This is a genomic window from Paractinoplanes durhamensis, assembly GCF_016862175.1.
Classification (GTDB): Bacteria; Actinomycetota; Actinomycetes; order Mycobacteriales; family Micromonosporaceae; genus Actinoplanes; species Actinoplanes durhamensis.
On the sequence record NZ_BOML01000066.1, the window covers coordinates 24,651 to 50,423 of the forward strand.

Genomic DNA, 25,773 nt, shown 5'->3' on the forward strand with positions numbered 1-25,773 from the left:
TCAGCCGAAGACCTGCTGGATGGTGCTCTCGCCGTCGCCGACGATCTTGCGGAAGCGGCGGCCCAGCTCGATCGCCTCCTCCTTCGAGCCGACCTCGATCAGGGCGAAACCGGCGGCTGCCTCCTTCGCCTCGGCGAACGGGCCGTCGGTCACGGTGATCTCGTCGCCCTGCGAGGACATCCGGATGCCGCCGGACTCGAGGCCGCCGGTGGCGAGCAGCACCCCGGCCGCGGTGAGCTCCTCGACGAAGGCGGCCATCTCGGCGAACAGCTTCTCGTCGGGGGCGGTGTCGGTCGGCTTCTGCATCATCAGGAAACGCATGGTGACTCCTTGGCTTGAGCTGAGCGGTAGCGCTGACACCCCTGCGTCGGCTCAGCATAGCGACAGGGAATGGCCGCGTTCCCCTGTCACATCACCCTGAGCTGGCTCAGCTCCGCACCCGCTGAAGAGCGCTGAGGCTCCCGGCGTGCCGGGAGCTTCGGCATTTCTGTCCCGCGCGTGACGGCCGACGGCGAGTCCATCGTGCGCACCGGGGCCTCCTTCACGCGTACTCATAAAAGGCGGGAGAAAACCGCCGTGCGTGACCCGGTGCCGGGTTTCCTACGCTGTAAAGCGTCCTAGGAGGCCAGGTGTGCGGCGGGGAGGGAGAATGGGGTGTTCTCGTTCAGGAGGGCGGTGGCCTGTGCCTTTGGCAATGGGCGGGAAAGCAGGTAGCCCTGGGCGGTGTCGCAACCCATTTCCTGCAGGAAGGCCAGCTGGGTTTCGTTCTCGATGCCCTCGGCGACCGTCGACATGCCGAAGCGTTCGGCCAGGCGGACGATCGTGCGGACCAGGGCCTCGTCCTCCGGATCGCCGCCGAGACGGTCTACGAACGAGCGGTCGATCTTGAGAATGTCCATCGGGAAACGGCGCAGATAGGCGAGCGACGAATAGCCGGTGCCGAAATCGTCCATGGCCAGCAGGACGCCCAGAGCCTTGAGACTGACGATCCGGGCTAAATTCTCGTCGGTGTCGGTCAGCAGGACGCTCTCGGTCATCTCCAGGCACAGTTGGTGCGGCGGCATGCCGGTCTCGGCGAGGACCTCGGCCACCATCGCGGCTACGTCGTCGTCCTCGAACTGGCGCACCGAGACATTGACCGCCATCTTCAGCGGGCGATTCCATTCCACCGCTTGGCGGCAGGCCTCGGCGAGCACCCAGCGGCCGAGCGGCACGATCAGGCCGGTCGCCTCGGCGACGCCGATGAACTCGAGCGGCGGCACCAGCCCGCGGGTGGGGTGTTGCCAGCGGACCAGGGCCTCGAAGCCGGTGATCTCGCCGCTGCGCAGGTCGACGGTGGGTTGGTAGTGCAGCAGCAGTTCGTCGCGTTCGAGGGCGAGGCGCAGGTCGGTGGCGAGCTCGAGGCGGCGCGCCAGGGCGTCGTGCATGCTCGGGTGGTAGGTGGCGTAACCGCCGCCGCCGGCGTCCTTCGCGCGGTACATGGCCAGGTCGGCGTCGCGCAGCAGCTGGTCGGCGTCGAGGCAGTCGCCGGAGGTCGCGATGCCGATCCCGGCCCCGATGTGCAGCTCGCGGTCGTCGACGTCGATCGGCTCGCCGAGCGTGGCCAGCAGCTCCATGGCGATCAGCTCGGCCTCCTCGCGGGCCTTGTCCGCCTCCACGATCACCGCGAATTCGTCGCCGCCGACCCGGGCCACCACCTTCGGCGCCGGAAGCCGGCGGCGCAGCCGCTCGGCGACGTGCACGAGCAGGTGGTCGCCGGCGTCGTGGCCGAGACTGTCGTTGATCTCCTTGAAGCCGTCGAGGTCGAGCAGCAGGATGGCGACCCGGCCGGGCTCGTTGCGCTCGACCGCCTCGGCGAGGCGTTCCCGGAAGCCGGCCCGGTTGGCCAGCCCGGTGAGTACGTCGTAGTAGGCCTCCTGGCGCAGCTGGTTCTGCAGCTCCGCGGCGTCGCTGATGTCGCGGGTGTTGAAGACGAGGCCGCGGACGTGCGGGTCGGTCAGCAGGTTCGTGATGGTCATCTCGGCGAGGCGGGGCTGCCCGTCGGCGTGGAAGATGGTGATCTCGAAGACGGTGGTGGCCCCGGGGACGTCCTTGACCTGGTCGATCGCGGCCTGGACCCGGGCCCCGGCCTTGCGCCCGACCAGCTCGACGAAGCGCTTGCCGAGCAGCATCGACGCCGGGTAACCGAAGATCCGCTGGACCGATTCGCTCTGGTAGCGGACCGTCGAGTCGGCCTCCAGGATCGCCATCGAGTCGGTGCTCTGGTCCACCAGCGCCTGGAAGCGCAGCTCGCGGGCGTGCAGTTCGGCGGAGCGCTCGCTCACCCGAGTCTCCAGGCCGCTGACCAGGCGCCGATTGTCGATCAGGAGGAAGATCTGGCGGATCACGATCAGGGCCAGGCAGATCGACCGGGTCCAGGTGCCGACCGCGCTCGGCTGCCCGCCGAGCGCGAGCCGGGCGAGGCCGACGACCAGGCTGAGCGTGAGGACGGCGTAGGGCAGCATGACGGCCAGGGTCCGCCGCTCCTCGGCCTCGTGGTTCTCGGCCGGCCACCGCACGGATGCGGCCACCGCCAGAGCCGCGTAACCGGCGATCCAGCCGATCGCGCCGATCGCCTCCCCGCCGATGTAGCCGGCCCCGGCCGAGACCGCGACGACGATCATCGCGATGGCGGCCAGCATCAGCCCGCGCCGGCCGGGCACGACCCGGCTGATCCGGGTGAGAGCGGTGAGGCCGGCGGTGCCGAGGAGGATGTCGCCGATGGCATACGGCGAGACGATCCCGGCCGACGGATGGATGCTGATCACCACGTGATAGCTGAGGGCCGTCAGTGAAGCACCGATGATCGCCAGGTCCAGGGTGGTGCGCAGCTTCTCGATCCCGGTCCGCGGCGGCATCGGCAGCACGAACAGCCCGAAGCAGGTCAGCGCGACGAGCACGAGGTAGCCGGGGGCCGGGTCGGCGGGGGTGCCGCCGAAGAGCCCGGCGACGGCCGCGCTGACGCCGAAGCAGGCCCAGGCGAGACGCATCTGGCCGCTGCGCCGGCGCGCCTGCCGGAAACAGGCCAGAGCGGCGGCGAGCGCGGCGACGGTGACAGCAGCGCCGATGACCGTGGTCATCGGACCCCCTTTCCGCGCCAGGCCTCGGATGCGTGCGACCAGCACGCCCTCGGAGACAAAAATCGGGCAGGCCGCCGGTCATCTGAGGTTTGCCGGGGACGCAACACGGGCGGCCCCGAGAATCCGGAACCGCCCGCGCCGTCTCGAACAGGAAGAGCTACTTCTTCTTCTTGTTCTTCTTGTCCTTCTTCTTGTCCTTCTTCGACTTCTTAGCCATAAGCCGGGCTCCCTTCGACGCGTCGGCCTGTCGGCCGCATCGGGCGCGCGACAACGGGATTCCGCACGCGCGGGCCGCGGGTGATGCTCAACGGCCGAGCATTAACGATACGGAAACGGCAGGGGCCACGGGAGACCTCCAAGATGAACAGCAAGTGGCCTGACTCACGAGTCGATCCGCGTCACGCCTGCACCAGGGCCCAGCACAACGAGACGAAAGATCCGGTGCAGAGGAGCGTACGAACGTGGTTCCACGGCACCCAGCGCGGCTCGAACGCCCTACGCGCCGCCGCCGGATCGGTGGTGCCGGCCGCGTCGAGCGCGTTGTTCAGCGGGATGTGCAGGCCGGCGGTGAGGGCGAGCTGCCCGGCGTAGAGACCGAGACCGATCGCGGTGGGCACCAGCACCTTTCCCGGACCGGACAGGGCGTACAGCACCGTCGCGGTCGCGGCCAGGACCAGCGTGCCGGCGAAGCAGAGGAAGAACCAGCCGTTGGTGATCGCCCGGTTGATGCGTTGCAGCACCTCGACGAAGACCGCGGCGTCCGCATCGCGCAGCGCGGGCATCACCGAGATCGAGTACGCGTAGAAGAGCCCGGCCATCATCCCGGCGGTGATCGTGGCGGCGAACAACACGGCGATCCGCATGTTTCGCCACGCTAGTCCGGCGGTTCCACCCGTTCTGGTTGCGCCCGGGCCGCCCCCGGAGTAGCCAGGGACACATGACGCCGATCATCGACGGGCACAACGACCTGCCCATGCAGTTGCGCGGCCGCTTCGGTTACCGGGTCGACGGGCTCGACGAGAACCGGCCGGGCGTGCAGACCTCGCTCCCCCGGCTGCGGGCCGGGCAGGTGGGCGGCCAGTTCTGGTCGGTGTACGTGCCGTCCGACCTTTCCGAGCCGGAAGCGGTCGTCGCCACCATGGAGCAGATCGACGCCGTCTACCGGATGGCCGCGGCCTACCCGGGTGACCTGGCCATCGCCTACAGCGCCGACGACGTGGAACGGGTGATCGGCGAGGGCCGGATCGCGTCGCTGATCGGCATCGAGGGCGGGCACAGCATCGCCACCTCGCTGGGCGTGCTGCGGGCCTTCGGCCGGCTCGGCGTCCGCTACATGACGCTGACCCACAACCACCACACCTCGTGGGCCGACTCGGCCGCGGTCACCCCGGCAGTCGGCGGCCTGACCGACGAGGGGCGCGCGGTGGTCCGTGAGATGCAGCGGATCGGCATGCTGGTCGACCTCTCGCACGTGGCCACCGAGACCATGCACGCGGCGCTGGACACCGCGTTCGCCCCGGTGATCTTCAGCCACTCCGGGACGCGGGCGCTGCACGATCATCCGCGCAACGTGCCCGACGACGTGCTGGGCCGGCTGCGGGACAACGGCGGCGTGATCCAGTTGACGTTCGTGGCGCCGTTCATCTCGGCCGAGTACCGGGCCTGGTTCGCGGAAGCGGACGCGGAGTGGCGGCGGCTCGGGCTGCCCGAACAGAGTGCATGGCCGCGGGCGCCGCGGCCGGGCGAGGATCCGGCGTCGGTGCCGTCGTGGCCCTCCGGCGATCCGCTCGCCTCGCCCTCGTTCCAGCCGTGGCTGGCGGCGAACCCTCGGCCGGTGGTGACGATTGCGCAGGTGGCCGACCAGGTGGAGCACGCCCGGGAGGTAGCCGGGGTGGATCACGTGGGGCTCGGCGGGGACTACGACGGAACCACCGACCTTCCGGCCGGGCTGGAGGACGTCTCCGGGTATCCGCGGCTCCTTGCCGAGCTGGCCGGCCGCGGGTGGTCCGCGGCCGACCTCGACAAGCTGGCCGGGCTGAACGTGTTGCGGGTGTTGCGGGAGACGGAGCGGCTGGCCCAGGAGCCGTTGTGGCCGTTGTCCCCGGCTCGCTGACGTCTTCCCTCATCGACCAAAGTCGACGGACGCATAGACCATCGGACGGCTGCGTCGACCTCCGGCCGACGCGCCCCGGCGGGCTCTCCCGGCACGCTGAGACGCATGATCACGGTCGAGAACCTCACCAAGAGGTACGGGAGTCACGCCGCCGTCGATGACGTGTCGTTCACCTGCCCGCCCGGCACGGTGACCGGCTTCCTCGGGCCCAACGGGGCCGGCAAGTCCACCACCATGCGGATGATCTGCGGGCTCACCACCCCCACCACCGGCACCGCCACCATCGGCGGCGTCCCCTACCGTCGCCTCGGCAATCCGGGACGCCTGATCGGCGTCCTGCTGGACGCCTCCGCCCAGCACGGCGGCCGCACCGGCCGCGAGGTCCTGGCCCTGGCCGCGCTTGTCATGGGCGTCCGCACCTCGGCGGCCGGCCCGGCCCTGGAGCGGGTCGGGCTGGACGCCTCGGCCGCCCGCAAACGGGTCCGGCGCTACTCGCTCGGCATGCGGCAGCGGCTCGGCCTGGCGCACGCCCTGATCGGCGATCCCACCGTGCTCGTCCTCGACGAGCCGGCCAACGGTCTCGACCCCGAGGGCATCTTCTGGATGCGTGGCCTGCTGCGCGACTTCGCCGACGGCGGCGGCACCGTGCTGCTCTCCTCCCACCTGCTGCGCGAGGTCGAGGCGGTGGCCGACCACCTGGTCGTCATCGGCGCCGGCCGGGTGGTGGCCAGCGGCACCCGCGACGAGCTGCTGTCCACCGCCGGCACCCTGGTCCGGGCGCTCGACCCGGCCGCGCTGCGCGACCTGCTCGATCGGGCCGGCCTGTCGTTCAGCCCGGCCACCGACGGCGGGTTCGTGGTGACCGCGCCGGCCGAGACGATCGGCCGGGCCGCGGCCGCGGCCGGCGTGGTCCTGCTGGAGCTGCGCCCGGCCGGCGCCGGTGGCCTGGAGCAGAAATTCCTGGAGCTGACCCGATGATCCGGCTCACCGTCGTCGAGTTGCGCAAACTGTCCGACACCCGGGCCGGCCTCTGGCTGCTCATCCTGATCGGCCTGGGCACGGCCGGCACGGCGGCGATCCAGCTCGGCTGGTCCCCCGACGAGGAGCTGCGGTTCGCCGACTTCTTCGCCTTCGGCCTGCTGCCGCCGACCGTCCTGCTGCCGGTGCTGGGCATCCTGTCGATGACCGGCGAGTGGTCCCAGCGGACCGCCCTGACCACCTTCGCGCTGACCCCGGCCCGGCTGCGGGTGATCGCCGCCAAGGTCGCCGCGGGCGTGCTCGTGTCGGCCGCCGCGACCGCCGCCACCCTGCTGCTCAGCGCCGCCGCCAACCTGATCGGGGCGGCGACGGGCGGCGACGGCGGCTGGCACCTCGCCGGCACGCTGATCTGGCAGGGCCTGCTGACCGAGCTGCTGTTCGTCCTGATGGGCATGGGCTTCGGCGCCCTGCTGCTGAGCTCGCCGCTGGCGATCGTCGCCTACTTCAGTCTGCCCACCCTGTGGGGCATCCTGGCCGAGACGATCCGGCCGCTGCGGGCCGCCGGCCGCTGGCTCAACGTGGGCGTCACCTCCGAGCCGCTGTCCTCCCCGCACATGACCGCCGGGCAGTACGGCCACCTGGCCGTCTCCGCTCTCGCCTGGATCGCGCTGCCGCTGTTGCTCGGCGGGTGGCGCATGTTCCGCAAGGAGGTGAGCTGATCGCCGTCGCGGCGGCCGGCGGTACGCTCCGGGCATGCCCATCGGAGCGCAGCCGCCCGGCCGGCGCGGCACGGTCGACGAACCGTACAGCCCGCTGAACCTGCGGCTCGTGCTCGCCATTTTCGGCCTCGTGGTCTGCACGGTTCTGTCGATCCTGCTGTTCCGCACCGGCTGGACGCTGCCCGGCTGGCTGCTGGCCGCCTGGGCCGTCGTCGCGGTGATCGACATCGTCGTGGTGCAGCTCCGGCGGCGGGCCCGCCGCCGGGACGAGGGCAACGGGGACCACTCCCTGTTCGAGTAAGCACTGTCGAGTAGCGCGTGTTGGGGTCTCGCAGGTCAGGTCCCGGGTAGCGTCCAGTTTCATGAAGCGTGTCCGTTTCGCAACAATTGTCACACTGGCCCTTGTGGCATCGCTCCTGTCGGTGCCGGCTTCGGCTTCGCCCGGGTCTGCGCCGGCCGCACCGGTGGCTCGCGGCAGCGACGCCCGTGAGCTCGATCGGACACGTTTCACGCTCGGGGGTGCCGCGCTGCCTTCACATCCGCGCTATCGGCCCGGCACCGGCTCCCGGCCGGGCGGGCGGCGGGCGGCAGCCGGCACGCCCGCGGTCGGCACCGAGCGGGAGTGGCTCGGCCTCGACGACACGACCGGCGGGTATTACCCGAAGAAGTACAAGCTGCGCGCCGTCGGCAAGCACATCGAGGTGTGGGTGGCCGATGACATCGCGTTCCCGGCCGCCGACTGCCGTAAGAACGCCGTCGAGGTCACCGACCGGCAGGTCGGCGACCTGATCCACGAGTTCGACCACACGATCTATCCGAAGGAGACCGCGACCTTCAGCACGCCGCCCGACCGGGACGGCAGCAACGCGAAACGCAACGGTGATTACTCCGGTGACGGCGACAAGACGGTCACCCTGATCGACAACATCCGCGACGACAACTACTTCCACTACCCGAAGGCCGTCACCTACGTGGCCGGGTTCTTCTCGGCGCAGCTCAACGAGTTGTTCGACCGCAACGTCATGACGATCGACGCCTACGACTGGAAGCACCGGCTCGGCGCGGTGCCGGCCGACGAGCCGACCGACGACCTCTGCAGCAGCCGCCCCTCGCATCCCCGGATGTACGAGAGCACGTTCGCCCACGAGTGGCAGCACCTGCTCGAGTACTACGCCGACTCGGAGGAGGAGAGCTGGGTCAACGAGGGGCTGTCCGACTACGCGCAGACCCTGGTCGGCTACGTCGACGCCCGGGCCGGCGTCGACGACCTGGGCAACGACAACCATCTGATCTGCTTCCAGGGCTTCGGATCGGTGAAGACGAAATACAACCCGAACCCGAAGATCTGCGGCGGGCCGCAGAACTCCCTCAACCTGTGGGACGAAGGCACGCCGACCGAGGTGCTCGCCGACTACGGCAACGCCTATCAGTTCATGCTCTACCTCAGCGACCGCTTCGGGCCGAACACGATCTCGCTGCTGCACCGGGACGGCATCCGCCAGGGTCTCGCCGGGGTGCAGGCCGCGTTGCCGACCGGGACCGCCCTCTACGACGTGGTGCACGACTACCAGACCATGACGCTGGTGGACAAGGTCGTCGGCGGCAAGGGCGGCAAGATGTCCGGCGTCCCGATCGACCGGGTCACCGCGGACAGCCTGCGCTCCACCGTCAACCTCGACAATCCGTCCAGTTACGACACTCCCGGCGCGCCGCCGAACGGCGCCGACTACGTGCCGCTGCCGACGCCGCTCCGGTCGGTCTCCTTCACCGGCGCGAAGACCCTGCCGCCGCTGCCGACCGGCTGGACGATCGCCGACGGCACGCTCTTCTCCGGCAACAAGCTCAACCTCGACTCGCAGGCGGTCCTGCCGATCACGGTGCCGGCGGCGACCAAATCGCCCACGCTGAAGCTGGAGACGGCGTACGGCACCGAGGAGTCCTACGACTGGGCGCTCGTCTCCATCTCCACCGACGGCGGCCGGACCTACAACCCGGTGGCCGGCGACCGGACCCGGTACGGGCCGCTCGGCTGGGGGCTGACCGGCGCGAGCGGCGGTGTGGTGACGGCCGGCTACGACCTGAAGGCCTACGCCGGCAAGAAGGTGCTGCTCAACCTGCACTACGTCAGCGACGGCGCGGTCAACAAGGGCGGCTGGCGGATCGGCCGAATCACCCTCGGCGACCGGGTGCTGAACGACGGCACGTCGCTGAAGGGCTGGCGCTCCCCCGGCGAGATCGTCGCCACCCCCGTCTACCACTGGCACGCCACGCTGGTCGGCATCGACGGCCACCGCGCGCGCATCGTGCCGATCGGCCGGTGGGCCGAGCTCAAGGCCTACCCCAAGGTGGTGGCCATCATCGCCTACGACGAGCCGACCGAGAAGTTCTCCCAGTACGCCCCGTATCGACTCGTCGTCAACGACACACTCCAGCCGGGCGGCAGCGCTCCGGCGCTTCGCTACGGGAGGATGCCGTAGATCAGGGCGGTGGAGCCGGCGCCGGCCTTGTTGATGTGGCCGCCACACAGGATCTGGGCTCCGGTCGGCGGCAAGGCGGCCAGGTTGGCCAGGATCTCCAGGCTGATCCGGTGCCGTTGGTAGACCAGCAGTGAGACGGCGTAGGTGGTGTCGGTGCCGACGTCGGGGCTGAACGTGTCGGTGCCGGTGCCGCCGCGGTGACCGATCCGCCCGGTGCCGGCCAGCCACTGCACCGTGTCCAGCGCGAAGCCGGGCTGGTGCATGGTGCCGCCGTCGTCGAAGTTGAAGTAGGCGTCGGTGCCCCACTTGGCGTCCCAGCCGGTCCAGATGATCACCATGGACTCGTCGGGGATGCGGCCGTGGCGCCGCTCCCAGGCCTTGATGTCGTCGATCGTCACCTCGTAGTCGGCGTTGCGGGCGCATCTGTCCCGCACGTCGATCTTCACGGCCGGCAGGAACAGGTCGCCGAGGTCGAGGTCGTCGGCGAGCGCCTCGCCCGCGTTGAAGTGGCCGGGCGCACCCCAGTGTGTGCCGGTGTGCTCGCCCTCGCGGACGAACTGGAGGTAGAAGCCGTCCTTCTCGATGGTCGCGATGGTCTCGAGTTCGAACGGCGGGTCGCCGGGGTAGACGTTGGTGGTGGCCGGGTCGTTGACGTGGGAAAGGCTGATCAGTCGCTGCCGGGCACCGCGCAGCGGGTCGCGGTCGCTCGCCTCGGCCGCGGAACCGCTCACCATCGCCCCCGCCAGGCCGGCCGCGGCCGCCCCCATGATCTCGCGTCGTCGCATGGCAACGTGCTTACCTCCTGACTTCCCTCGGCGTCTTCATCCGGTCCGCTGCCCGACATTGACACTGTCACCATGACAGTGTCAAGCTTCACGGCATGTGGACGATGGAAGAGTTGGTCGATCGAGTGCGCCAGGCCCTGGAGGCCGAATACCCAGGCGCACCCAACGGCCGTGTCCGCGATGTGCCCGACCGCCGCGCCATCCGGTGGTATTCAACGATTGGCCTGGTCGACCGCCCGCTCGGCATGCGCGGGCGCACCGCGCTCTACGGTCCGCGCCACCTGCAGCAGCTGGTGGCGATCAAACGATGGCAGGCGGAGGGCCGCAGCCTGGCCGAGATCCAGGCCGACTTCGTCTGGCTCACCCCGGAGGGCCTGACCGACGCATCCCGAGTTCCCGCCCAGCTCCTGGCCACCGACGACGAGCCGCCCGAGCACGCCCCCCGGCCGCGATTCTGGGCCGACCGCCCGGTTACCGGACTGGTTGCCGGCGCCGCCCCGGCCGAGCCGCCGATCCGGGACATTCCCGCCCCGGTGCACGGGGTGACCCTCGGCGGCGGCGCCATCCTGCTGCTGCCCCATCCTGCGTCCGGCGACGACCGCACCGAGATCGCTGCGGCCGCCGCTCCCCTGCTCCGCCTGCTCGAGTCCCGTGGCCTGATCGATGGGAGATCCTCATGAACGTTTCCGTCACTCCGATGAGCCCGGGTGAGCTCGACCGCATCCGCATCCTGCCCGATGCCGGCTTCGGCAACCTGCACACCGACCGCGGCAACCTGCCGCTCGACCGGCTCGACGTCCGCGCCCGGGTGAGCGGGCTGATCGCCCGCACCGTGGTGGTGACCGAGTTCGTCAACGTGCACGACACCGCGCTCGAGGCCACCTACGTGTTCCCGCTGCCCGACCGGGCCGCGGTCACCGGCATGACGCTGACCGCCGACGACCGCACCGTCGAGGCCGAGCTGCAGGAGCGGGGCGCGGCCCGCGAGGCGTACGACCAGGCGATCGCCGCCGGTCAGCGGGCCTCGATCGCCGAGGAGGAGCGGCCCGACGTGTTCACCATGCGGGTCGGCAACATCCTGCCCGGCGAGCGGGTGGTGATCGAGCTCCGGCTGGTCGGCCCGCTGCCCTTCGAGGACGGTGCGGCGACGTTCCGCTTCCCGCTGGTCGTGGCCCCACGCTACGTTCCCGGCACCCCGCTGCCGGGGCCCTATGCGGGCGATGGCCAGCTCCCCGACACCGACGCGGTGCCGGATGCCTCACGCATCTCTCCCCCGGTGCTGCTGCCCGGCTTCCCCAACCCGTTGCGGCTGTCCGTCGGCGTCAGCATCGACCCGGCCGGCCTCACCCTCGGCGAGGTGCGCTCCAGCCTGCACACCGTGACCGACACCGACGGCACGCTGAGCATCGAGCCCGGCGAGCGCGCCGACCGCGACTTCGTGCTGCGCATCGGCTACGCGGGCGGCACCGAGACCGCGGTCGCCGTGCCCGACGAGAACGCCGAGGAGCCGGGGGGCGTCTACCAGCTGGTCGTGCTGCCGCCGGAGAGCACCGCCGCGGCCCGCCCGAAGGACGTGGTGCTGCTGCTCGACCGGTCCGGCAGCATGGGCGGCTGGAAGATGGTGGCCGCCCGCCGGGCCGCGGCCCGGGTGATCGACACGCTGACCACCGCCGACCGTTTCGCCGTGCTCACCTTCGACCACCAGATCGACCGCCCGGCCGACCTCGGGGCCGGGCTGGTCGAGGCGAGCGACCGCCATCGGTTCCGCGCCGTGGAGCATCTGGCCCGTGCCGAGGCCCGCGGCGGCACCGAGCTGCTCGCCCCGCTGACCGACGGGCTGGGGCTGCTGCGGGCGAGCGAGGGCCGCGACCGGGTGCTGGTTCTGGTCACCGACGGCCAGGTGGGCAACGAGGATCAGATCGTCCACGATGTCACGCCGCTGATCGGCGCCACCCGCATCCACACGATCGGCATCGACCGGGCGGTCAACGCCGGTTTCCTGGGCCGGTTGGCCGCGCTCGGGGCCGGCCGCGCCGAGCTGGTGGAGAGCGAGGACAGGCTGGATGCGGCGATGGAGCACATCCACCGCCGGATCGGCGCGCCGGTCGTCACCGACCTGCGGGTCGAGGCCACCGGGCTGCGCCTGATCGACGACGAGCGCACCCCGGCCCGGCTGCCCGGCCTCTACCCGGGGGTGCCGCTGGTGGTCGCCGGGCGGTTCGCCGGCAAGCCCGGCGGCAGCCTGACGGTCACCGGCCGCACCCGCGACGACCAGGAGTTCCGCACGACGGTCGAGGTGCACGAACGCACCGAGCCGGCGATCCCCGCCCAGTGGGCGCGGGCCCGGCTGCGCGACCTGGAGGATGCGTATGCGGCGGGCGACCGCAGCCTCGAGGAGCGGATCGTCGCCACCTCACTGCGTTTCGGGGTGCTGTGCCGGTTCACCGCGTTCGTGGCGGTCGACAGCCGGGTGGTCAACGAGGGCGGCAACACCCGCCGGGTCACCCAGCCGGTCGAGTTGCCCTCCGGCTGGGAGTCCGGCGGCGACATCGCGCCCGCCATGCTCCGGATGAGCGCTGCGAGTCCGGCCCCGCCGGCGCCGCCGAGTGTCTCCGCACCCGGTGGGCCGCAGTTCGCCCCGCCGATGGCCGGCGGTGCGCCGCCCAAGCGGGCCCGATCGGTCGGGCGGGCGGCGGACAGCCCGTCCTTCGCACCGCAGGGCTTCGCCACCGTGCCGTCCGCGCTGCGGGCGGGCAAGGCGGTGGCGGGCGGTGCGGCGCCGACGATCGACCAGGTGCGGGAGATCGCCGCGACCGAGGCCGGCCGCCTGCGGGCGGCAACCGGTTTGGCCGCCTACGAGCGACGCGACCTGCTGGACGACCTGTCCAGCCGGCTCACGGTCCTGCTCGGCTCGCTGCCCGGCGAGGAGTTCGAGCCGCTGCAGGAGCTGGTCACGTTCCTGACCGGCGACGCCTCGCTGGACGAGAAATGGGCAAGGGCCACCGAGGTGCTCACCGCATTCGGCAGCGACGCCACCAAGCCGGAGACGGAGGGCCCGACCCGCAGGCCGTTCTGGAAGCGCTGACCGCGGGCGGCCTGGGAACGGCGGATGCCCCGCCCTTGTGGGCGGGGCATCCGGTGGGGTTTTGCGGTGTCAGCGGACGGGTGGGAGGAGCTTGGCGTTGTCGGCGTCCGGGAGGCCGTGGGCGGCGATCTCGGACGGGGTGGCGGTGGTCAGGTCGAAGGCGTCGGTGGACTGGGCCTTGGCGTCGTCGCCGTTGTCGAGCGGCGTGCGGAACGGCTGCTGGGCGCCGACGCACGTGGTGCCCTTCGCGGGCAGGGAACGGTAGAGCAGGTAGCGGTCGGTGGCGCCGGTGGCGCAGGCCGACGTGCCGTAGGCGGTGTGGCCCCAGTTGGCGCTGGACAGCAGGCGGCTGTTCGGCAGCAGGTGCGACGACCACACGGCGTCGTCGTAGTTGGTGGCCGGGTCCCAGAAACTTCCGACGATCAGGACGGGGTGCTTGGTGTGCTTGGTGAACGGACCGGTGTAGGCGTCCTCGTCGCGGACCGTCCAGTGGTCGCCGGCGCACTGGACGCTCGCCCATGCCCAGGCGCGGCCGAAGTAGGTGGCGCGCTTGTCGGCGCGGGCGGCGGCCTTCGGCCAGGACGTGCCGTGGGCGGGGTGGCGGCCGTCGGTGCACATGACCGCGGAGTAGGCGTCGAACGAGTTGTCGTAGGGGAACGCGCGGCCCTCGGCCTGCTTGCGCATCCGGCGGATCAGGTCGCCGGCGGCGGTCAGCTTCGCCGCGGTGGGGGTGTAACCCGGGGTGGTCAGCTGGTAGATCTCGGCCGCCATGCCGGTGACCTCGGCGCCCGCGGCCGGCTCGTAGAGCGCGCCCAGCACCATGCTGATGAACGACGCGTAGGTGACCGTCAGGCCGTCGACGACCAGCGGCTTCTTCTTGAGGCGCTCGGCGACCACCCGGAAGTTGTGCATCGGGCTCGCGCTGAACGCGCAGTTCGTCTTTCCGGCCTTCGCGCAGCGGCGCAGGATCTCGGCCAGCGCCTTCCACGCGCCGTCCGCCGAGTGCAGGCGGTCGTCCTGGACCTGGCCGGCCGTCTTCGCGGTGCCCACCCAGGCCTGCGGGTTGATCACGCCGTCGACGGCGATGGCCCGGAAGCGGTCGGGGAACATGTTCGCGTAGTACTGGCCGAGCGCGGTGCCGTAGCTGAAGCCCAGATAGCTGAGCTTGCTGTCGCCGACGGCGCGGCGCATCACGTCCATGTCCCGGGCGACCTCGGCCGTCGACATGGCGCCGGCCAGCTCCCGGCCGGTGGTCGAGCAGGCGCGGCCGACGCGGCCGGCCGCCTTGATGTAGGACTTCTCCTGGGCGGTGCCCCACGGGAAGCCGATGCTGAGCCGGTTCATCACCGGGGTCTGGCGGGCCACGTCGCCGAAGCAGTTGACCTGCTCGCTGAAGCCGATGCCGCGCGGGTCCATGCCGACCACGTCGAAACGGTCGAGCAGGGCGTCGCTCATGAAGTACGGCGCGGCCAGGGCCATCTGCACGGCCGAGGCGCCGGGGCCGCCCGGGTTCACGAACAGGCTGCCGATCCTGTTCTTCTGGTCGCGGGCCTTCACCCGCAGCAGCGCCAGGCTCACCTGCTCGCCGCCCGGCCGGTCGTAGTCGAGCGGGACCTTCGCCGTCGCGCACTGGCCCCAGCCGTAGCAGGAGTACCAGCGCAGCGTCGGCGTGGGAACCGCATCGACCCGGCGACTCTCGACGGCACCGGTCCGGTCCCAGGTGACCGCCGAGCCAGCGGGGGCGGCGGCGACCGGAGCCGGGGCGATGAGCGCCCCGGCGAGCGCCAGGCCCGCGGCACCGGCCGCGAGCAGACGGGTGGTGAGCGACATGCGTGGCCTTCCTGTAGCCCGGTGCCCGTGTCGTCCCGGATATTCAGAAAGGTAGGTTCAGCGCGGATCTTCTCGGTTTGCCGAAAAGGTGTAGGTCCGTTGCGGCCGTTCGTTGTCGCCTACCCGACCGTTCGTCCATCGCCGCAGGTCAGTGTGTGCCCTGCCGAGCCCAACGGCCGCAACGCGCGGAAAGTCGGATGTTCCGGCCCGGGCATGTCTCCCGGGGTCCCGGGTAGGTTGGGCGATCGATCGTCTCTGACCAGCTCGATGGCGGCGGGTGATTTGTGACGGACGACGAGCACGACGAGGAGCGTGATCCGCTCCTCGTCCGGCCGTACCTGCGTGCGGACGTGGATGCCGGTGACGGCGACACGTCTACCCAGACGTGGCCGTCGGCGACCACTCGCGAGGTCCGGTCCCATCGCGCCCTCGAGGGCTCCGACGACCCGACCGCGGTGCTCTACCTGCCCGATCCGCCCCGGCGGCGCTTCCGCCATCGCGCGCTGGTCCTGGTGGCGGCGTGTGCCCTGGTCCTGGTCGGCGCGGCCGCGGCGGCGGTCGCCAACCTGCGCACCGACGGCCGGCCGGCCGCGTCGAGCACGCTGCCCGAGGCGCCCGTTCCGGCGCTGACCGGCCTCGTGCCGACCCTGACGCCGTCGGCCGCGGCGGCCCCGTCCTCGGCCGTACCCAGCAAATCAGCCCGCCGGAGCGCGACCGCCACCGCGACCAGCGGCAAGGCCGCGACGGCGAAGCCGGGCGTCACCAGCACCGTGGAGGACGGCAAGACGGTGATCGCGCCCGGCGACGCGGTCGCGCCCGAACCGCCGGCGGTGGCCCGCACCGGCCCGATCCGCGGCCAGAACGGCCTCTGCCTGGACCTGAACGGCGGCGTCGCGATCGAGTTCAACCACGTCCAGGTCTTCGACTGCAACGACACCGGCGCCCAGCGCTGGACCCTCGCCACCGACGGCACCCTGCGCGTGCAGGGCATGTGCGCGCTGGTCGTCGGCGACGACACCGTCCACATCGTCGGCTGCGACGGGCGCACGACGGCGCAGTGGCGCGTGTCCGGCCAGCTGCTGATCAACGCGTCGAACAACAAGTGCCTGACCGACCCGAGCGGCGGCGCCACCGCGGGCACCGGAGTCACGGTCACCACCTGTGACGGCCGCGCCAATGAACGTTGGTCCCTGCCGTAGAGCGAGGCCTTAGAGCGAGGCCTTAGAGCGAACGGGCCAACGCCCGGCCGGCGTTTCGGCCGCTGAACAGGCAACCGCCCAGGAACGTACCCTCCAGGGCGTTGTAGCCATGCACTCCGCCGCCGCCGAAACCGGCGACCTCGCCGGCCGCGTAGAGGCCGGGGACCGGGGTACCGGAGGCGGAGAGGGCGCGTGACTCCAGGTCGGTCTGGATGCCACCCAGGGTCTTGCGGGTCAGGGTGTGCAGCTTGATGCCGATCAGCGGGCCGGACGCCGGGTCGAGGAACCGGTGCGGGGCAACGGTGCGGCCGATGCGGTCGCCGCGGTACCGGCGCGAGTTGTGGATGCCCTGGATCTGCGAGTCCTTGCTGTACGGGTTGGCGATCTGCAGGTCGCGCGACTCGATCTGGCGGCGGATCAGCGCCGGGTCCAGCAGCGGCTCGTCGGTCAGCCGGTTCATGCCGGCGACGAGATCCTCCAGCGACTCCGAGACCACGAAGTCGGCGCCGTTGCGCTTGAACGCCTCGACCGGCGCGGGGGCCTGCCGGCCGAGGATGCGCTCCTTGACGAAGGCGCGGCGGTCCTTGGCGGTGATGTCCGGGTTCTGCTCGGAGCCGGAGAGGGCGAACTCCTTGCGGATGATCTTCTGGGTGAGGATGAACCAGGAGTGGTCGTGACCGGCGATGTCCGGGGTCGTGCGCAGGTGACGCAGCGTGCTCATGGTGTCGTAACCGGGCAGGCACGGGTCGGGCAGCCGGCGGCCCAGCGCGTCGAACCACATCGATGACGGTGCGGGCAGGATGCGGATGCCGTGCCCGGGCCAGATCGGGTCCCAGTTGCGGATGCCCTCGGTGTAGTGCCACATCCGGTCGCGGTTGACCAGGCGGGCGCCGGCCGCGTCGGCGATCGCCAGCATCCGGCCGTCCACGTAGGCGGGCACCCCGGTGACCATGCTCTTCGGCGGGGTGCCGAGCCGCTCCGGCCAGAACTCGCGAACCATCTCGTGGTTGGCGCCGATCCCCCCGGTGGTCACCACGACCGCTTGCGCGGTCAACTCAAAACCCTCGGTCTCGTCCCGGTTGGAGGTCACGCCGCGGGCCGAGTCGTCCGGAGCAAGAACCTTCCCGCGTACGCCGGTGACGGCGCCCGCCGTGACGATGAGCTCGTCCACCCGGTGCCGGTGATGGAACGTGACGAGGCCCGCCTCGGCCGCCTTCAGCACCGAGGCGACGAACGGCGCGACCACGCCGGTGCCGGTCCCCCAGGTGACGTGGAAGCGCGGCACGCTGTTGCCGTGGCCGTCGGACCGCAGGCTGCCCCGCTCGGCCCAGCCGACCGTCGGCAGCCAGCTCATCCCGAGCGACGACAGCCACGACCGCTTCTCGCCGGCCGCGAACTCGACGTAGGCCCGGGCCCACTTGACGCCCCAGGAGTCCTCGTCGTCGAGCCGGTCGAACTGGGCACTGCCCTGCCAGTCGGCCCAGGCCAGCTCGACCGAGTCGCGCACCCCCAGCCGCCGCTGCTCGGGGGTGTTGACCAGGAACAGGCCGCCGAACGACCAGAACGCCTGGCCGCCGAGGTTGGCCGCATTTTCCTGGTCGACCAGGGCCACCCGCTTGCCGGCGGTGACGAGCTCATGGGTGGCGGCGAGCCCGGCCAGGCCGGCGCCGACGACGATGACGTCCGCATTCACGATTCAGGAATGTATCGGATACACGAATGGATTGGATAGGGTTCGACAGGTGCGGGCGAAAGAACCGGTACGGGTGACGAAGAGACGGGCCGAGACGCGGGCTCGCCTGCTGGCGGCCGCGTTCCGGGTGTTCGCGGCCAAGGGGTACGGCCAGGCGCGGATCGACGACGTGTGCGCGGAGGCGGGCTACACGCGCGGCGCCTTCTATTCGAACTTCAGCTCCCTCGACGAGTTGTTCTTCGCGCTGTACGACGAACGGGCCGCGCTCATCGCCACCCAGGTGACCGAGGCCCTGACCGTCGACGACGCGGCGCTGCTGGAGCCGTCGATCCACGCCGTGATCGCCCGGACCGCCGCCACCTTACTGCTGGACCGCGACTGGCTCCTGGTCAAGACCGACTTCCTGCTGCACGCGGCCCGCCACCCCGAGGTGGCCACCCGCCTGGCCGCGCACCGCGCCGAGCTGCGCACGGCGATCGAGAGCCGCCTGCTCGGCATGCGGGGCCGGCTCGCGCTGCCGCCCGGCCTGGCCGACGCGCCGGCGGCGGCCCGCGCGGTGGTGGCCGCCTACGACGGCGTGACGGTGCAGCTCCTGCTGGACGGCGACATGCCCGCCGCGCGTGCCTGGCTGACCCAGCTGCTCACCGCCTTGCTGGTGCGATGACCCGGCTGGACGGGCCGGACCTCAGGTGGTGAGCGGGCCGAATCGGCGCCAGGCGTCCTCGGCCACCTCGTTGACCGACGCGATCGCGGCCCGCAGGTCGGTCACCGTGAAGACCTGCGGCGTCCCGGCCCGGTGCGCGGCCGCGCGGGCGGCCAGGCCGGCGTACCGCGGGAACAGCTCGGCCAGGTAGCCGGCGGCGGCCGTCTTGGCGATGATGTCGCCGGTCGCGGCCGTGCGGTGCAGGCGCGCGGGGCCGGTGACGGTCCAGACGACGGAGTCGGCGTCGACCGGCTCGGCCTGGTCCATGGCGGCCAGTTGTTCGTCGGCGCCGACCACCCCCGCCTGCCAGTAGTCGCGCAGGTTCTCGAGGTTGTAGCGGAGCAGTTCGGCCGGGTCGATCTTCAGGTTGATCTCCGGGCCGCGGACCCGGATGCCGTACTTCTGGAGGACCAGCCCGACGACCGGCGTGAGCTCCCCGCATGGTTTTCCGGCCGGCTGCAGTGCACCGTCGACCACGAACGGCGCCGGCTCCTGATGCATGGGCCACTCGCCGGCCAGGGCCGGCTCCAGGTAGACCGGGTCGAAGTACGGCCTCGGCGGCATGTTCTGGTGGATCTTGGCGAGGACGGCCAGGTCGTCGCCGGACGCCGGGCGGGACGTGTAGATGATCGCGTCGATGTCGCTGGCGCCGGGCTGCCAGGCGTTCAGCGCGGCCGAGCCGACGATGTAGAGGCCCCGCACGAAACCCGGCAACGCCTGGTCGACTGCCTCCAGATAGATGTTCGTCGTTTTATAGATCACCCGGGCGACCCTAACCGGTGGTGTCGAAAAGGTCGACGCCGTGCGCGGCCGCGTGCGCCGTCAGGAGGCGGCCGATCAGGTCGGTCAGGTCGGTGCGGTCCTGCTCGGGCAGCCGCCCGACCATCGCGGTCACGTCCGCCTCGAAGCCGGCCGAGACCGCCACGATCAGCTCGCGGGCCCGGTCGGTGAGGTCGACCAGCGAGGACCGGCGGTCGGTCGGCGACGGCACCCTCGTGACCAGGCCGCGGCGCTCGGCCCGGTCGATCAGCCCGGTGACGCTCGACTTGTCCAGGCCGAGGAGTTTGGCCAGCTCCTGCATGGTCGGACGGCGATCGCGCAGCACCCCGAGCAGCCGGGTCTGGATGAGCGAGACGTCGTGCTCGGCGGCCCGCCGTTCGAGGGCGCCCTGGATCAGGAACGAGAGCTGGGCCAGGCCGTCGACGGTGTTGATCTGTGCCATACCCGGGAGCCTACTTGTTTTAGTACGTGCCACCAACTATCTTAGTTTGTGTCACGTACTAACCGATGGAGGTCACCATGAAGATGCACGCCGCGGTCGTCACCTCGTTCGACGAGGCGCCGCACTACCTGCCGTTCGAGGTTCCCGAGGTCCAGGAGGGGCAGGTCGTGCTGGACGTGCTCGCGGCCGGCCTGCACCCGCGGGTCCGCACCGGGGCCACCGGCCAGCACTACACGAGCAGCGGGACGCTGCCGATGATCCCGGGCATCGACGGGGTGGGCCGGCGTGCGGACGGCACGGCCGTCTACTTCGTGGCCGACGACGACGTCATCGGCACCATGGCGGAGAAGGCCGTGGTCGACCGGCGCCGGATGGTGCCGCTGCCGGCCGGCGCCGACGTCGCCAAGGTGGCGGCGGCCATGAACCCGGCCATGTCGTCCTGGGTCGCGCTGCGCCGCCGGGTGCCGATCCAGCCGGGCCAGAGCGTGCTCATCCTGGGCGCGACCGGGAACGCGGGGGCGATGGCCGTCCAGGTGGCCCGGCGGCTCGGCGCGGGCCGGATCGTCGGCGCCGGCCGCGACGCGGCGCGCCTCGCGACCGTGCCGGCCGACGAGGTGGTCGCGCTCGGCGACGGGCCGGACGCCCTGGCCGCCGCCGCGGCCGAGGTCGACATCGTGCTCGACTACCTCTGGGGCAGGCCGGCGTCGGCGGCGATGATGGCCCTGCTGACCGCCCGGTCGGACCGCAGCCGCCAGCTCGACTGGATCCAGATCGGATCGGTGGCCGGGCCGACCATCGAGCTCCCGTCGGTGGCGCTGCGCTCGGCGAACCTCCGGCTGCAGGGCAACGGCCAGGGCGCGGTGTCGCCGCGGGCCTACCTGGCCGAGTTGCCGGCCCTGATCGAGGAGATCGGCACCGGCACGATCACGGTCACGCCGCGGGCGATTCCGCTCGCCGACGTGGAGCGGGCGTGGGCGCGGCCGGACGTGCCGGGCGAGCGGATCGTGCTGACTCCCGGAACCGGTTTCAACAGCGACGAAGGCTGAGAGCGCTCTCTTGTTCCGGAACCTTTAACTAAGTCTTAAGTCGGTCAATTTGGGCTTGACCGGGCAGATGCGCACCGGGAACTGTAAACCCACTTTCCGGTTTCCATCCCCACCCGGGAGATCCCCCCATGCGCAAACGCGCCCTTTTAGCGGCTTTCACGGCCTTGGTCGCAGCCAGCGGCGCCTTCGGCGTCCGCCTCGCGACCGCCGACGCCGCACCGATCACCTTCAGCCATCCGGGCGTGCTGGTCAGTCGCGCCCAACTCGACTTCGTCAAGGCGAAGGTCGCCGCCGGCGCGCAGCCCTGGCTGGCCGCCTACAACCAGATGAAGGCCAGCTCGTACGCGTCGCTCACGCGCACCCCCAAGCCGCGAGCGACCGTCGAGTGCGGCTCCTACTCCAACCCGAACAACGGCTGCACCGACGAGCGTGAGGACGCGATCGCGGCCTACACCGACGCGCTGGCCTGGTATGTCACCGGCAACGCGGCCTACGCGCAGAAGTCGATCGCGCTGATGGACGCCTGGTCGGCCACGATCAAGACGCACACCAACAGCAACGGCCCGCTGCAGACCGGCTGGGCCGGATCGGTCTGGCCGCGCGCCGCCGAGATCATCAAGTACACGTACTCGAGCTGGCCCAACGCGGCCCGGTTCGCGACGATGCTGCGCACCGTGTACCTGCCGGTGGTGATCGCCGGCAGCTCCAGCAACGGCAACTGGGAGTTGTCGATGATGGAGGCCGCCGTCGGGATATCGGTGTTCCTCGACGACAAGGCGAGCTACGACCGGGCGATCACCCGGTTCAAGGCGCGGGCCGCGGCCTACATCTACATCACCGCCGACGGTGCGCAGCCGAAGTACCCGCCGGTCGGCAGCGTCGACACCACCAGCGAGCTGATCAGCTACTGGCAGGGTCAGAGCACGTTCGTGGACGGGCTCGCCCAGGAGACGTGCCGGGACTTCGTGCACACCGGCTACGGCATCTCGGCGATCAGTCACGTCGCGGAGACCACCCGCATCCAGGGTGAGGACCTGTGGCCGTCGCTGCAGGAGCGGGTGCGGCAGGCGCTCGGCTTCCACACCAAGTTCGAGAACGGTACGGCGGTGCCCGGCACCATCTGCGGCGGCAGCGTCCAGAAGGGTCTCGGGCCGGTCAGTGAGGTGGCGTTCAACGCGCTGCACACCCGGCTCGGCATCGCGATGACCAATTCCCAGACGTACACCGAATCGCGCCGGCCGCAGGGGACGAACAATCTGTTCGTCGCCTGGGAGACGCTGACCCACGCCAACAACCCGGCCTGAGGGGCATCATGAGAACTCGCAGAATTGCGGCCGGCGCGGTGATGACCCTGGTGGTCGGCGCACTCGGCATCGTCGGTATCACCAATGCGTTCGCCGCCTCGTCGGGCACGCTGGTCAGTTCGGCCAACGGAAAGTGCCTGGACGTCACGGACGGTTCCACCGCCAACGGCAACCAGCCGCAGATGTGGGCGTGCACCAGCGGAAATCAGAACCAGACCTGGACGCTGGCCGACAACGGTTCGGTGCAGGGCCGCGGAAAGTGCCTGGACGTCGCCGGCAATTCCACCGCCAACGGCGCGGTCATTCATCTGTGGGACTGCTACGACACGGTCGCCAGTCAGAAGTGGTCGTTGAACGCGGCCAAGGATCTGGTCAACACGGCGTCCGGCAAGTGCCTGGACATCAAGGACAACAACCTCGCCGACGGCGCGAAACTGCAGCTCTGGGATTGCGGCGGCTCGGCGAACCAGAAATGGACCTTCTCCGGAGGGACGACCACGCCGACCACGCCGCCGACGTCACCGACGTCACCGACCACGGTGCCGCCGAACCCCACCAACCCGGACCTGGGACCGAACGTCACCGTCTTCGACCCGTCGATGTCGGCGTCGACCGTCCAGAGCAAGCTGACCAGCGTCTTCAACGCGCAGGTCAGCAACCAGTTCGGCACCGCGCGGTACGCGCTGCTGTTCAAGCCGGGCAGCTACAACGTGGACGCCAACGTCGGCTTCTTCACCCAGGTCGCCGGCCTCGGCCTCGCCCCCGACCAGGTGACCATCAACGGTCACGTGCACGTCGAGGCCGACTGGTGGCCGGACGGCTCGCAGAACGCCACGCAGAACTTCTGGCGCTCCGCCGAGGGCCTCTCGGTGACCCCCGGTGACGGTCTGGACCGGTGGTCGGTGTCGCAGGCCGCTCCCTACCGCCGCATGCACGTCCGCGGCAACCTGGCGCTCTCCGACGGCGGCTGGTCGTCCGGCGGCTTCATCGCCGACTCGAAGATCGACGGACAGATCCAGTCCGGTTCGCAGCAGCAGTTCCTCACCCGCAACACCCAGATGGGCAGCTGGACCGGCTCGAACTGGAACCAGGTCTTCGTCGGCAGCCCGGGCGCCCCGGCACAGAGTTTCCCGTCCCCGCCGTACACCACGGTCGGTTCCGCGCCGGTGATCGCCGAGAAGCCCTACCTGTACGTGGACAGCGCCGGCGCCTACCAGGTCTTCGTGCCCGCGCTGCGGAACAACGCGAGCGGCACCAGCTGGGCGGCCGGCACCCCGGCCGGCACGTCGCTGCCGATCAGCACGTTCTACGTGGTCAAGTCCGGTGACACCGCGTCCACGATCAACGCGGCCCTCGCCGCCGGTAAGAATCTGCTCGTCACGCCGGGTGTCTACCAGCTCAACCAGACACTCAACGTGACTCGCGCCGGCACGGTCGTTCTCGGACTCGGGCTCGCCACGTTCCAGCCCACCGGCGGCGTCGACGCCATCCACGTCGCCGACGTCGACGGGGTGCGGCTCGCCGGCATCCTGCTCGACGCGGGCACCACCAACTCGAACATCCTGCTGCAGGTCGGCCCGGCCGGTTCGTCGGCGTCGCACGCCGCCAACCCGACCGTGCTGTCCGACGTGTTCGTGCGGATCGGCGGCGCGGTCGCCGGCAAGGCCACCACCAGCGTCGAGGTCAACAGCAACAACGTGATCGGCGACCACGCGTGGATCTGGCGGGCCGACCACGGCGTCGGCACGAACACGGTCGGCTGGACCTACAACCCGGCCAGGACCGGCCTGGTGGTCAATGGTCAGAACGTCACGTTCTACGGCCTGTTCGTCGAGCATTACCAGCAATACCAGACGATCTGGAACGGTAATGGCGGGCGGACCTACTTCTACCAGAACGAAATGCCGTACGACCCGCCGAACCAGGCCGCCTACATGAACGGTTCCACCCAGGGCTGGGCGGCGTACAAGGTGGCCGATTCGGTGACCTCGCACGAGGCGTGGGGATTGGGCAGCTACGCCTACTTCAACGTCAATCCGGCGGTCGTCAACGCCCGCGCCTTCGAGGTCCCGGTCAACGCCGGCGTCAAATTCCACGACATGGTGACGGTTTCCCTCGGCGGCGTCGGCACCATCAGCCACGTCATCAACAACACCGGCGCCGCCGTAAACAGCGGCCATCAAGTAACGAGCATCGTCAGCGGACCGTAACCACCAACTCGGCCCGGTCCCGAAATGGGACCGGGCCGAGCCCAAAACCACAGATCAAAAGCTTCATGTCGTGCCTGAGTGGTGGGTACGGACCGCAGTTCCCACCGAGGCCAGGCCGGGGCCCAGCAAAGCTGGCCCTGGCCTTTCATTCTGCGTGAGTGGCAAAGAAAAGTTCAGTCGAGGTCGGACATGTCCAAGACGAAGCGGTAACGGACGTCGCCCTTCTCCAGGCGGGTCAGCGCCTCCTCGACCTGCGCCGAGGGCAGCACCTCGACGTCCGCGGTGATGCCCTTCTCGGCGCAGAAAGCGAGCAACTCGGCGGTGTGTTTCGTGCCGCCGGTGCCCGAGGACGTCAGGTTCTTTCGGCCGAAGGTCAGGTCCATGATGCGGACCGTGGTCTCCAGTGGGGCGCCCAGGATGCTCAGCGTGCCCTCGAAGGCGACCAGGCTCAGCAGCGGTGAGAAGTCGTGCGGGGCGGCGATGGTGTCGAGGATCAGGTCGAACCGTCCGAACGCCTGCTTCAGGGCGTCGTCGTCGGCGGTGAGCAGCAGGTCGGTGGCGCCGAGCGCGCGGGCGTCCGCCGCCTTGTCGGGGGTGCGGCTCAGCACCGTGACCTCGGCGCCCAGGGCGACGGCCAGCTTCACGCCAAGGTGGCCGAGACCGCCCAGGCCCGCCACCGCCACCCGACTGCCCGGGCCGATGCCGGCCGCGCGCAGCGGCTCCCACATGGTGATGCCGGCGCACATCAGCGGGGCGGCCGCGGCCGGGTCGAGGCCCGCCGACAGGTGGTAGGCGAACTTCTCGCGCAACACGTACTCGCGGCTGTATCCACCCCTGGTCTCGGTGCCGTCGATCCGGTCGGTGCCGCCGTACGTGCTGACCGCCCGCTGGTAGCAGAAGTTCTCCTGGCCGATCGCGCACATCGGGCACTGTCCGCACGAGTCGACGATGGTGCCGACCGCGACCCGGTCCCCCACCGCGAAGCCGGTCACGGCCGGCCCCACCGCGGTGACCGTGCCGGTGAACTCGTGCCCCGGCACCAGCCCGTCGGTGGCCTTGCCGGTGAGGCCGTGGATCGCGTGCAGGTCGCTGTGGCACACGCCGCAGAAGTCGACCCGCACGGCGAGGTCGTCGGCGCGCAGGTCGCGGCGTTCGAGCGGGACCCGCCGCAGCGCGGTGGAACGGTCGGAGCTCTGCCATCCGGTGGTGGTGCGCATGGTTCCTCCAAAGACAGACTGTTCGGTCTGTGGCCAACCGTAGCGAGGCGAAGCGGCAAAGACAAACCAACTC

At 70.7% G+C, this 25,773-nt stretch carries 21 protein-coding genes; 12 read left to right on the forward strand and 9 right to left on the reverse strand.

Features of this window, described 5'->3' with window-relative positions:
* From Adu01nite_RS39800 to Adu01nite_RS39810, 3 genes are all read right to left on the reverse strand, one after another.
* The gene (locus tag Adu01nite_RS39800) at positions 1 to 321 is read right to left on the reverse strand and encodes a YciI family protein (protein ID WP_203734520.1); all 321 of its coding nucleotides are present in this window, start codon (positions 319 to 321) and stop codon (positions 1 to 3) included.
* A gap of 296 nt (positions 322 to 617) precedes the next feature.
* Positions 618 to 3,119 (reverse strand): putative bifunctional diguanylate cyclase/phosphodiesterase, encoded by a 2,502-nt coding sequence (locus Adu01nite_RS39805; RefSeq protein ID WP_203734521.1) that lies wholly within the window; start codon positions 3,117 to 3,119, stop codon positions 618 to 620.
* A 398-nt stretch (positions 3,120 to 3,517) separates the two neighbouring features.
* The gene (locus Adu01nite_RS39810) at positions 3,518 to 3,982 is read right to left on the reverse strand and encodes an anthrone oxygenase family protein (protein WP_203734522.1); all 465 of its coding nucleotides are present in this window, start codon (positions 3,980 to 3,982) and stop codon (positions 3,518 to 3,520) included.
* A 74-nt stretch (positions 3,983 to 4,056) separates the two neighbouring features.
* Here Adu01nite_RS39810 and Adu01nite_RS39815 point away from each other — a divergent pair, with 74 nt between their 5' ends.
* The 5 genes from Adu01nite_RS39815 to Adu01nite_RS39835 all read left to right on the forward strand — a co-directional run bounded on the left by Adu01nite_RS39815 (position 4,057) and on the right by Adu01nite_RS39835 (position 9,406).
* Complete coding sequence (locus Adu01nite_RS39815; RefSeq protein WP_203734523.1) at positions 4,057 to 5,232, forward strand: dipeptidase; 1,176 nt, start codon at positions 4,057 to 4,059, stop codon at positions 5,230 to 5,232.
* Between the two features lie 105 nt (positions 5,233 to 5,337).
* Positions 5,338 to 6,210, forward strand: coding sequence for an ATP-binding cassette domain-containing protein (locus Adu01nite_RS39820; RefSeq protein ID WP_203734524.1), 873 nt, complete (start codon positions 5,338 to 5,340; stop codon positions 6,208 to 6,210).
* Positions 6,207 to 6,929, forward strand: a complete 723-nt coding sequence (locus Adu01nite_RS39825) for an ABC transporter permease (protein ID WP_203734525.1) — start codon at positions 6,207 to 6,209, stop codon at positions 6,927 to 6,929. Before Adu01nite_RS39820 ends, Adu01nite_RS39825 begins: the two co-directional genes overlap by 4 nt.
* A gap of 34 nt (positions 6,930 to 6,963) precedes the next feature.
* Positions 6,964 to 7,230, forward strand: coding sequence for a hypothetical protein (locus Adu01nite_RS39830; RefSeq protein ID WP_203734526.1), 267 nt, complete (start codon positions 6,964 to 6,966; stop codon positions 7,228 to 7,230).
* A 103-nt stretch (positions 7,231 to 7,333) separates the two neighbouring features.
* Positions 7,334 to 9,406: a M6 family metallopeptidase gene (locus tag Adu01nite_RS39835; protein ID WP_239133063.1), complete on the forward strand. Its 2,073-nt coding sequence runs from the start codon at positions 7,334 to 7,336 to the stop codon at positions 9,404 to 9,406.
* Here Adu01nite_RS39835 and Adu01nite_RS39840 read toward each other — a convergent pair.
* Positions 9,388 to 10,191, reverse strand: coding sequence for a cyclase family protein (locus Adu01nite_RS39840; protein WP_239133064.1), 804 nt, complete (start codon positions 10,189 to 10,191; stop codon positions 9,388 to 9,390). The two genes, Adu01nite_RS39835 and Adu01nite_RS39840, sit on opposite strands and share 19 nt — an antisense overlap.
* 95 nt (positions 10,192 to 10,286) lie before the next feature.
* Between Adu01nite_RS39840 and Adu01nite_RS39845 the strand changes: the two genes are divergently transcribed.
* Together Adu01nite_RS39845 and Adu01nite_RS39850 are read left to right on the forward strand one after the other, a co-directional pair.
* Entirely contained in the window at positions 10,287 to 10,871 is a 585-nt protein-coding gene (locus Adu01nite_RS39845; protein ID WP_203734528.1) for a MerR family transcriptional regulator, read from the forward strand.
* Positions 10,868 to 13,276, forward strand: a complete 2,409-nt coding sequence (locus Adu01nite_RS39850; protein WP_203734529.1) for a VIT domain-containing protein — start codon at positions 10,868 to 10,870, stop codon at positions 13,274 to 13,276. The genes Adu01nite_RS39845 and Adu01nite_RS39850 overlap by 4 nt, the downstream gene beginning before the upstream one ends.
* Positions 13,277 to 13,345: 69 nt before the next feature.
* Here Adu01nite_RS39850 and Adu01nite_RS39855 read toward each other — a convergent pair whose 3' ends face one another.
* A complete protein-coding gene (locus Adu01nite_RS39855) occupies positions 13,346 to 15,106 on the reverse strand; it encodes an alpha/beta fold hydrolase (RefSeq protein WP_203734530.1) in 1,761 nt (586 codons plus the stop codon).
* 284 nt (positions 15,107 to 15,390) lie between these two features.
* Here Adu01nite_RS39855 and Adu01nite_RS39860 point away from each other — a divergent pair, with 284 nt between their 5' ends.
* Positions 15,391 to 16,305 (forward strand): ricin-type beta-trefoil lectin domain protein, encoded by a 915-nt coding sequence (locus tag Adu01nite_RS39860; protein WP_203734531.1) that lies wholly within the window; start codon positions 15,391 to 15,393, stop codon positions 16,303 to 16,305.
* Between the two features lie 22 nt (positions 16,306 to 16,327).
* Here the strand turns inward: Adu01nite_RS39860 and Adu01nite_RS39865 are convergent, their stop codons facing one another.
* Entirely contained in the window at positions 16,328 to 17,998 is a 1,671-nt protein-coding gene (locus tag Adu01nite_RS39865; RefSeq protein WP_203734532.1) for an FAD-binding dehydrogenase, read from the reverse strand.
* 73 nt (positions 17,999 to 18,071) lie between these two features.
* Here Adu01nite_RS39865 and Adu01nite_RS39870 point away from each other — a divergent pair, with 73 nt between their 5' ends.
* The gene (locus tag Adu01nite_RS39870) at positions 18,072 to 18,662 is read left to right on the forward strand and encodes a TetR/AcrR family transcriptional regulator (protein WP_239133065.1); all 591 of its coding nucleotides are present in this window, start codon (positions 18,072 to 18,074) and stop codon (positions 18,660 to 18,662) included.
* Positions 18,663 to 18,683: 21 nt separating this feature from the next.
* Here Adu01nite_RS39870 and Adu01nite_RS39875 read toward each other — a convergent pair whose 3' ends face one another.
* Entirely contained in the window at positions 18,684 to 19,463 is a 780-nt protein-coding gene (locus tag Adu01nite_RS39875) for a nucleotidyltransferase domain-containing protein (RefSeq protein ID WP_203734534.1), read from the reverse strand.
* 10 nt (positions 19,464 to 19,473) lie between these two features.
* Positions 19,474 to 19,923, reverse strand: a complete 450-nt coding sequence (locus Adu01nite_RS39880) for a MarR family winged helix-turn-helix transcriptional regulator (protein WP_203734535.1) — start codon at positions 19,921 to 19,923, stop codon at positions 19,474 to 19,476.
* Between the two features lie 77 nt (positions 19,924 to 20,000).
* Here Adu01nite_RS39880 and Adu01nite_RS39885 point away from each other — a divergent pair, with 77 nt between their 5' ends.
* From Adu01nite_RS39885 to Adu01nite_RS39895, 3 genes are all read left to right on the forward strand, one after another.
* Positions 20,001 to 20,969 carry a quinone oxidoreductase family protein gene (locus Adu01nite_RS39885; RefSeq protein WP_239133066.1) on the forward strand — a complete coding sequence of 323 codons (969 nt, stop codon included), beginning with the start codon at positions 20,001 to 20,003 and terminating at the stop codon, positions 20,967 to 20,969.
* 128 nt (positions 20,970 to 21,097) lie between these two features.
* Entirely contained in the window at positions 21,098 to 22,273 is a 1,176-nt protein-coding gene (locus Adu01nite_RS39890; protein ID WP_239133067.1) for an alginate lyase family protein, read from the forward strand.
* An 8-nt stretch (positions 22,274 to 22,281) separates the two neighbouring features.
* A complete protein-coding gene (locus tag Adu01nite_RS39895) occupies positions 22,282 to 24,483 on the forward strand; it encodes an RICIN domain-containing protein (RefSeq protein WP_203734536.1) in 2,202 nt (733 codons plus the stop codon).
* 173 nt (positions 24,484 to 24,656) lie between these two features.
* Here the strand turns inward: Adu01nite_RS39895 and Adu01nite_RS39900 are convergent, their stop codons facing one another.
* Complete coding sequence (locus Adu01nite_RS39900) at positions 24,657 to 25,700, reverse strand: NAD(P)-dependent alcohol dehydrogenase (protein WP_203734537.1); 1,044 nt, start codon at positions 25,698 to 25,700, stop codon at positions 24,657 to 24,659.
* Positions 25,701 to 25,773: the final 73 nt, after the last annotated feature.

Excerpts from the sequence above, each read along its gene's own strand:
- Adu01nite_RS39880 (WP_203734535.1), bottom strand. The coding sequence starts at position 19,923 with ATGGCACAGATCAACACCGTCGACGGCCTGGCCCAGCTCTCGTTCCTG.
- Adu01nite_RS39810 (WP_203734522.1), bottom strand. The coding sequence starts at position 3,982 with ATGCGGATCGCCGTGTTGTTCGCCGCCACGATCACCGCCGGGATGATG.
- Adu01nite_RS39845 (WP_203734528.1), top strand. The coding sequence starts at position 10,287 with ATGTGGACGATGGAAGAGTTGGTCGATCGAGTGCGCCAGGCCCTGGAG.
- Adu01nite_RS39815 (WP_203734523.1), top strand. The coding sequence starts at position 4,057 with ATGACGCCGATCATCGACGGGCACAACGACCTGCCCATGCAGTTGCGC.
- Adu01nite_RS39830 (WP_203734526.1), top strand. The coding sequence starts at position 6,964 with ATGCCCATCGGAGCGCAGCCGCCCGGCCGGCGCGGCACGGTCGACGAA.
- Adu01nite_RS39850 (WP_203734529.1), top strand. The coding sequence starts at position 10,868 with ATGAACGTTTCCGTCACTCCGATGAGCCCGGGTGAGCTCGACCGCATC.
- Adu01nite_RS39900 (WP_203734537.1), bottom strand. The coding sequence starts at position 25,700 with ATGCGCACCACCACCGGATGGCAGAGCTCCGACCGTTCCACCGCGCTG.
- Adu01nite_RS39895 (WP_203734536.1), top strand. The coding sequence starts at position 22,282 with ATGAGAACTCGCAGAATTGCGGCCGGCGCGGTGATGACCCTGGTGGTC.
- Adu01nite_RS39805 (WP_203734521.1), bottom strand. The coding sequence starts at position 3,119 with ATGACCACGGTCATCGGCGCTGCTGTCACCGTCGCCGCGCTCGCCGCC.
- Adu01nite_RS39840 (WP_239133064.1), bottom strand. The coding sequence starts at position 10,191 with ATGCGACGACGCGAGATCATGGGGGCGGCCGCGGCCGGCCTGGCGGGG.
- Adu01nite_RS39855 (WP_203734530.1), bottom strand. The coding sequence starts at position 15,106 with ATGTCGCTCACCACCCGTCTGCTCGCGGCCGGTGCCGCGGGCCTGGCG.
- Adu01nite_RS39820 (WP_203734524.1), top strand. The coding sequence starts at position 5,338 with ATGATCACGGTCGAGAACCTCACCAAGAGGTACGGGAGTCACGCCGCC.
- Adu01nite_RS39800 (WP_203734520.1), bottom strand. The coding sequence starts at position 321 with ATGCGTTTCCTGATGATGCAGAAGCCGACCGACACCGCCCCCGACGAG.
- Adu01nite_RS39885 (WP_239133066.1), top strand. The coding sequence starts at position 20,001 with ATGAAGATGCACGCCGCGGTCGTCACCTCGTTCGACGAGGCGCCGCAC.
- Adu01nite_RS39825 (WP_203734525.1), top strand. The coding sequence starts at position 6,207 with ATGATCCGGCTCACCGTCGTCGAGTTGCGCAAACTGTCCGACACCCGG.
- Adu01nite_RS39890 (WP_239133067.1), top strand. The coding sequence starts at position 21,098 with ATGCGCAAACGCGCCCTTTTAGCGGCTTTCACGGCCTTGGTCGCAGCC.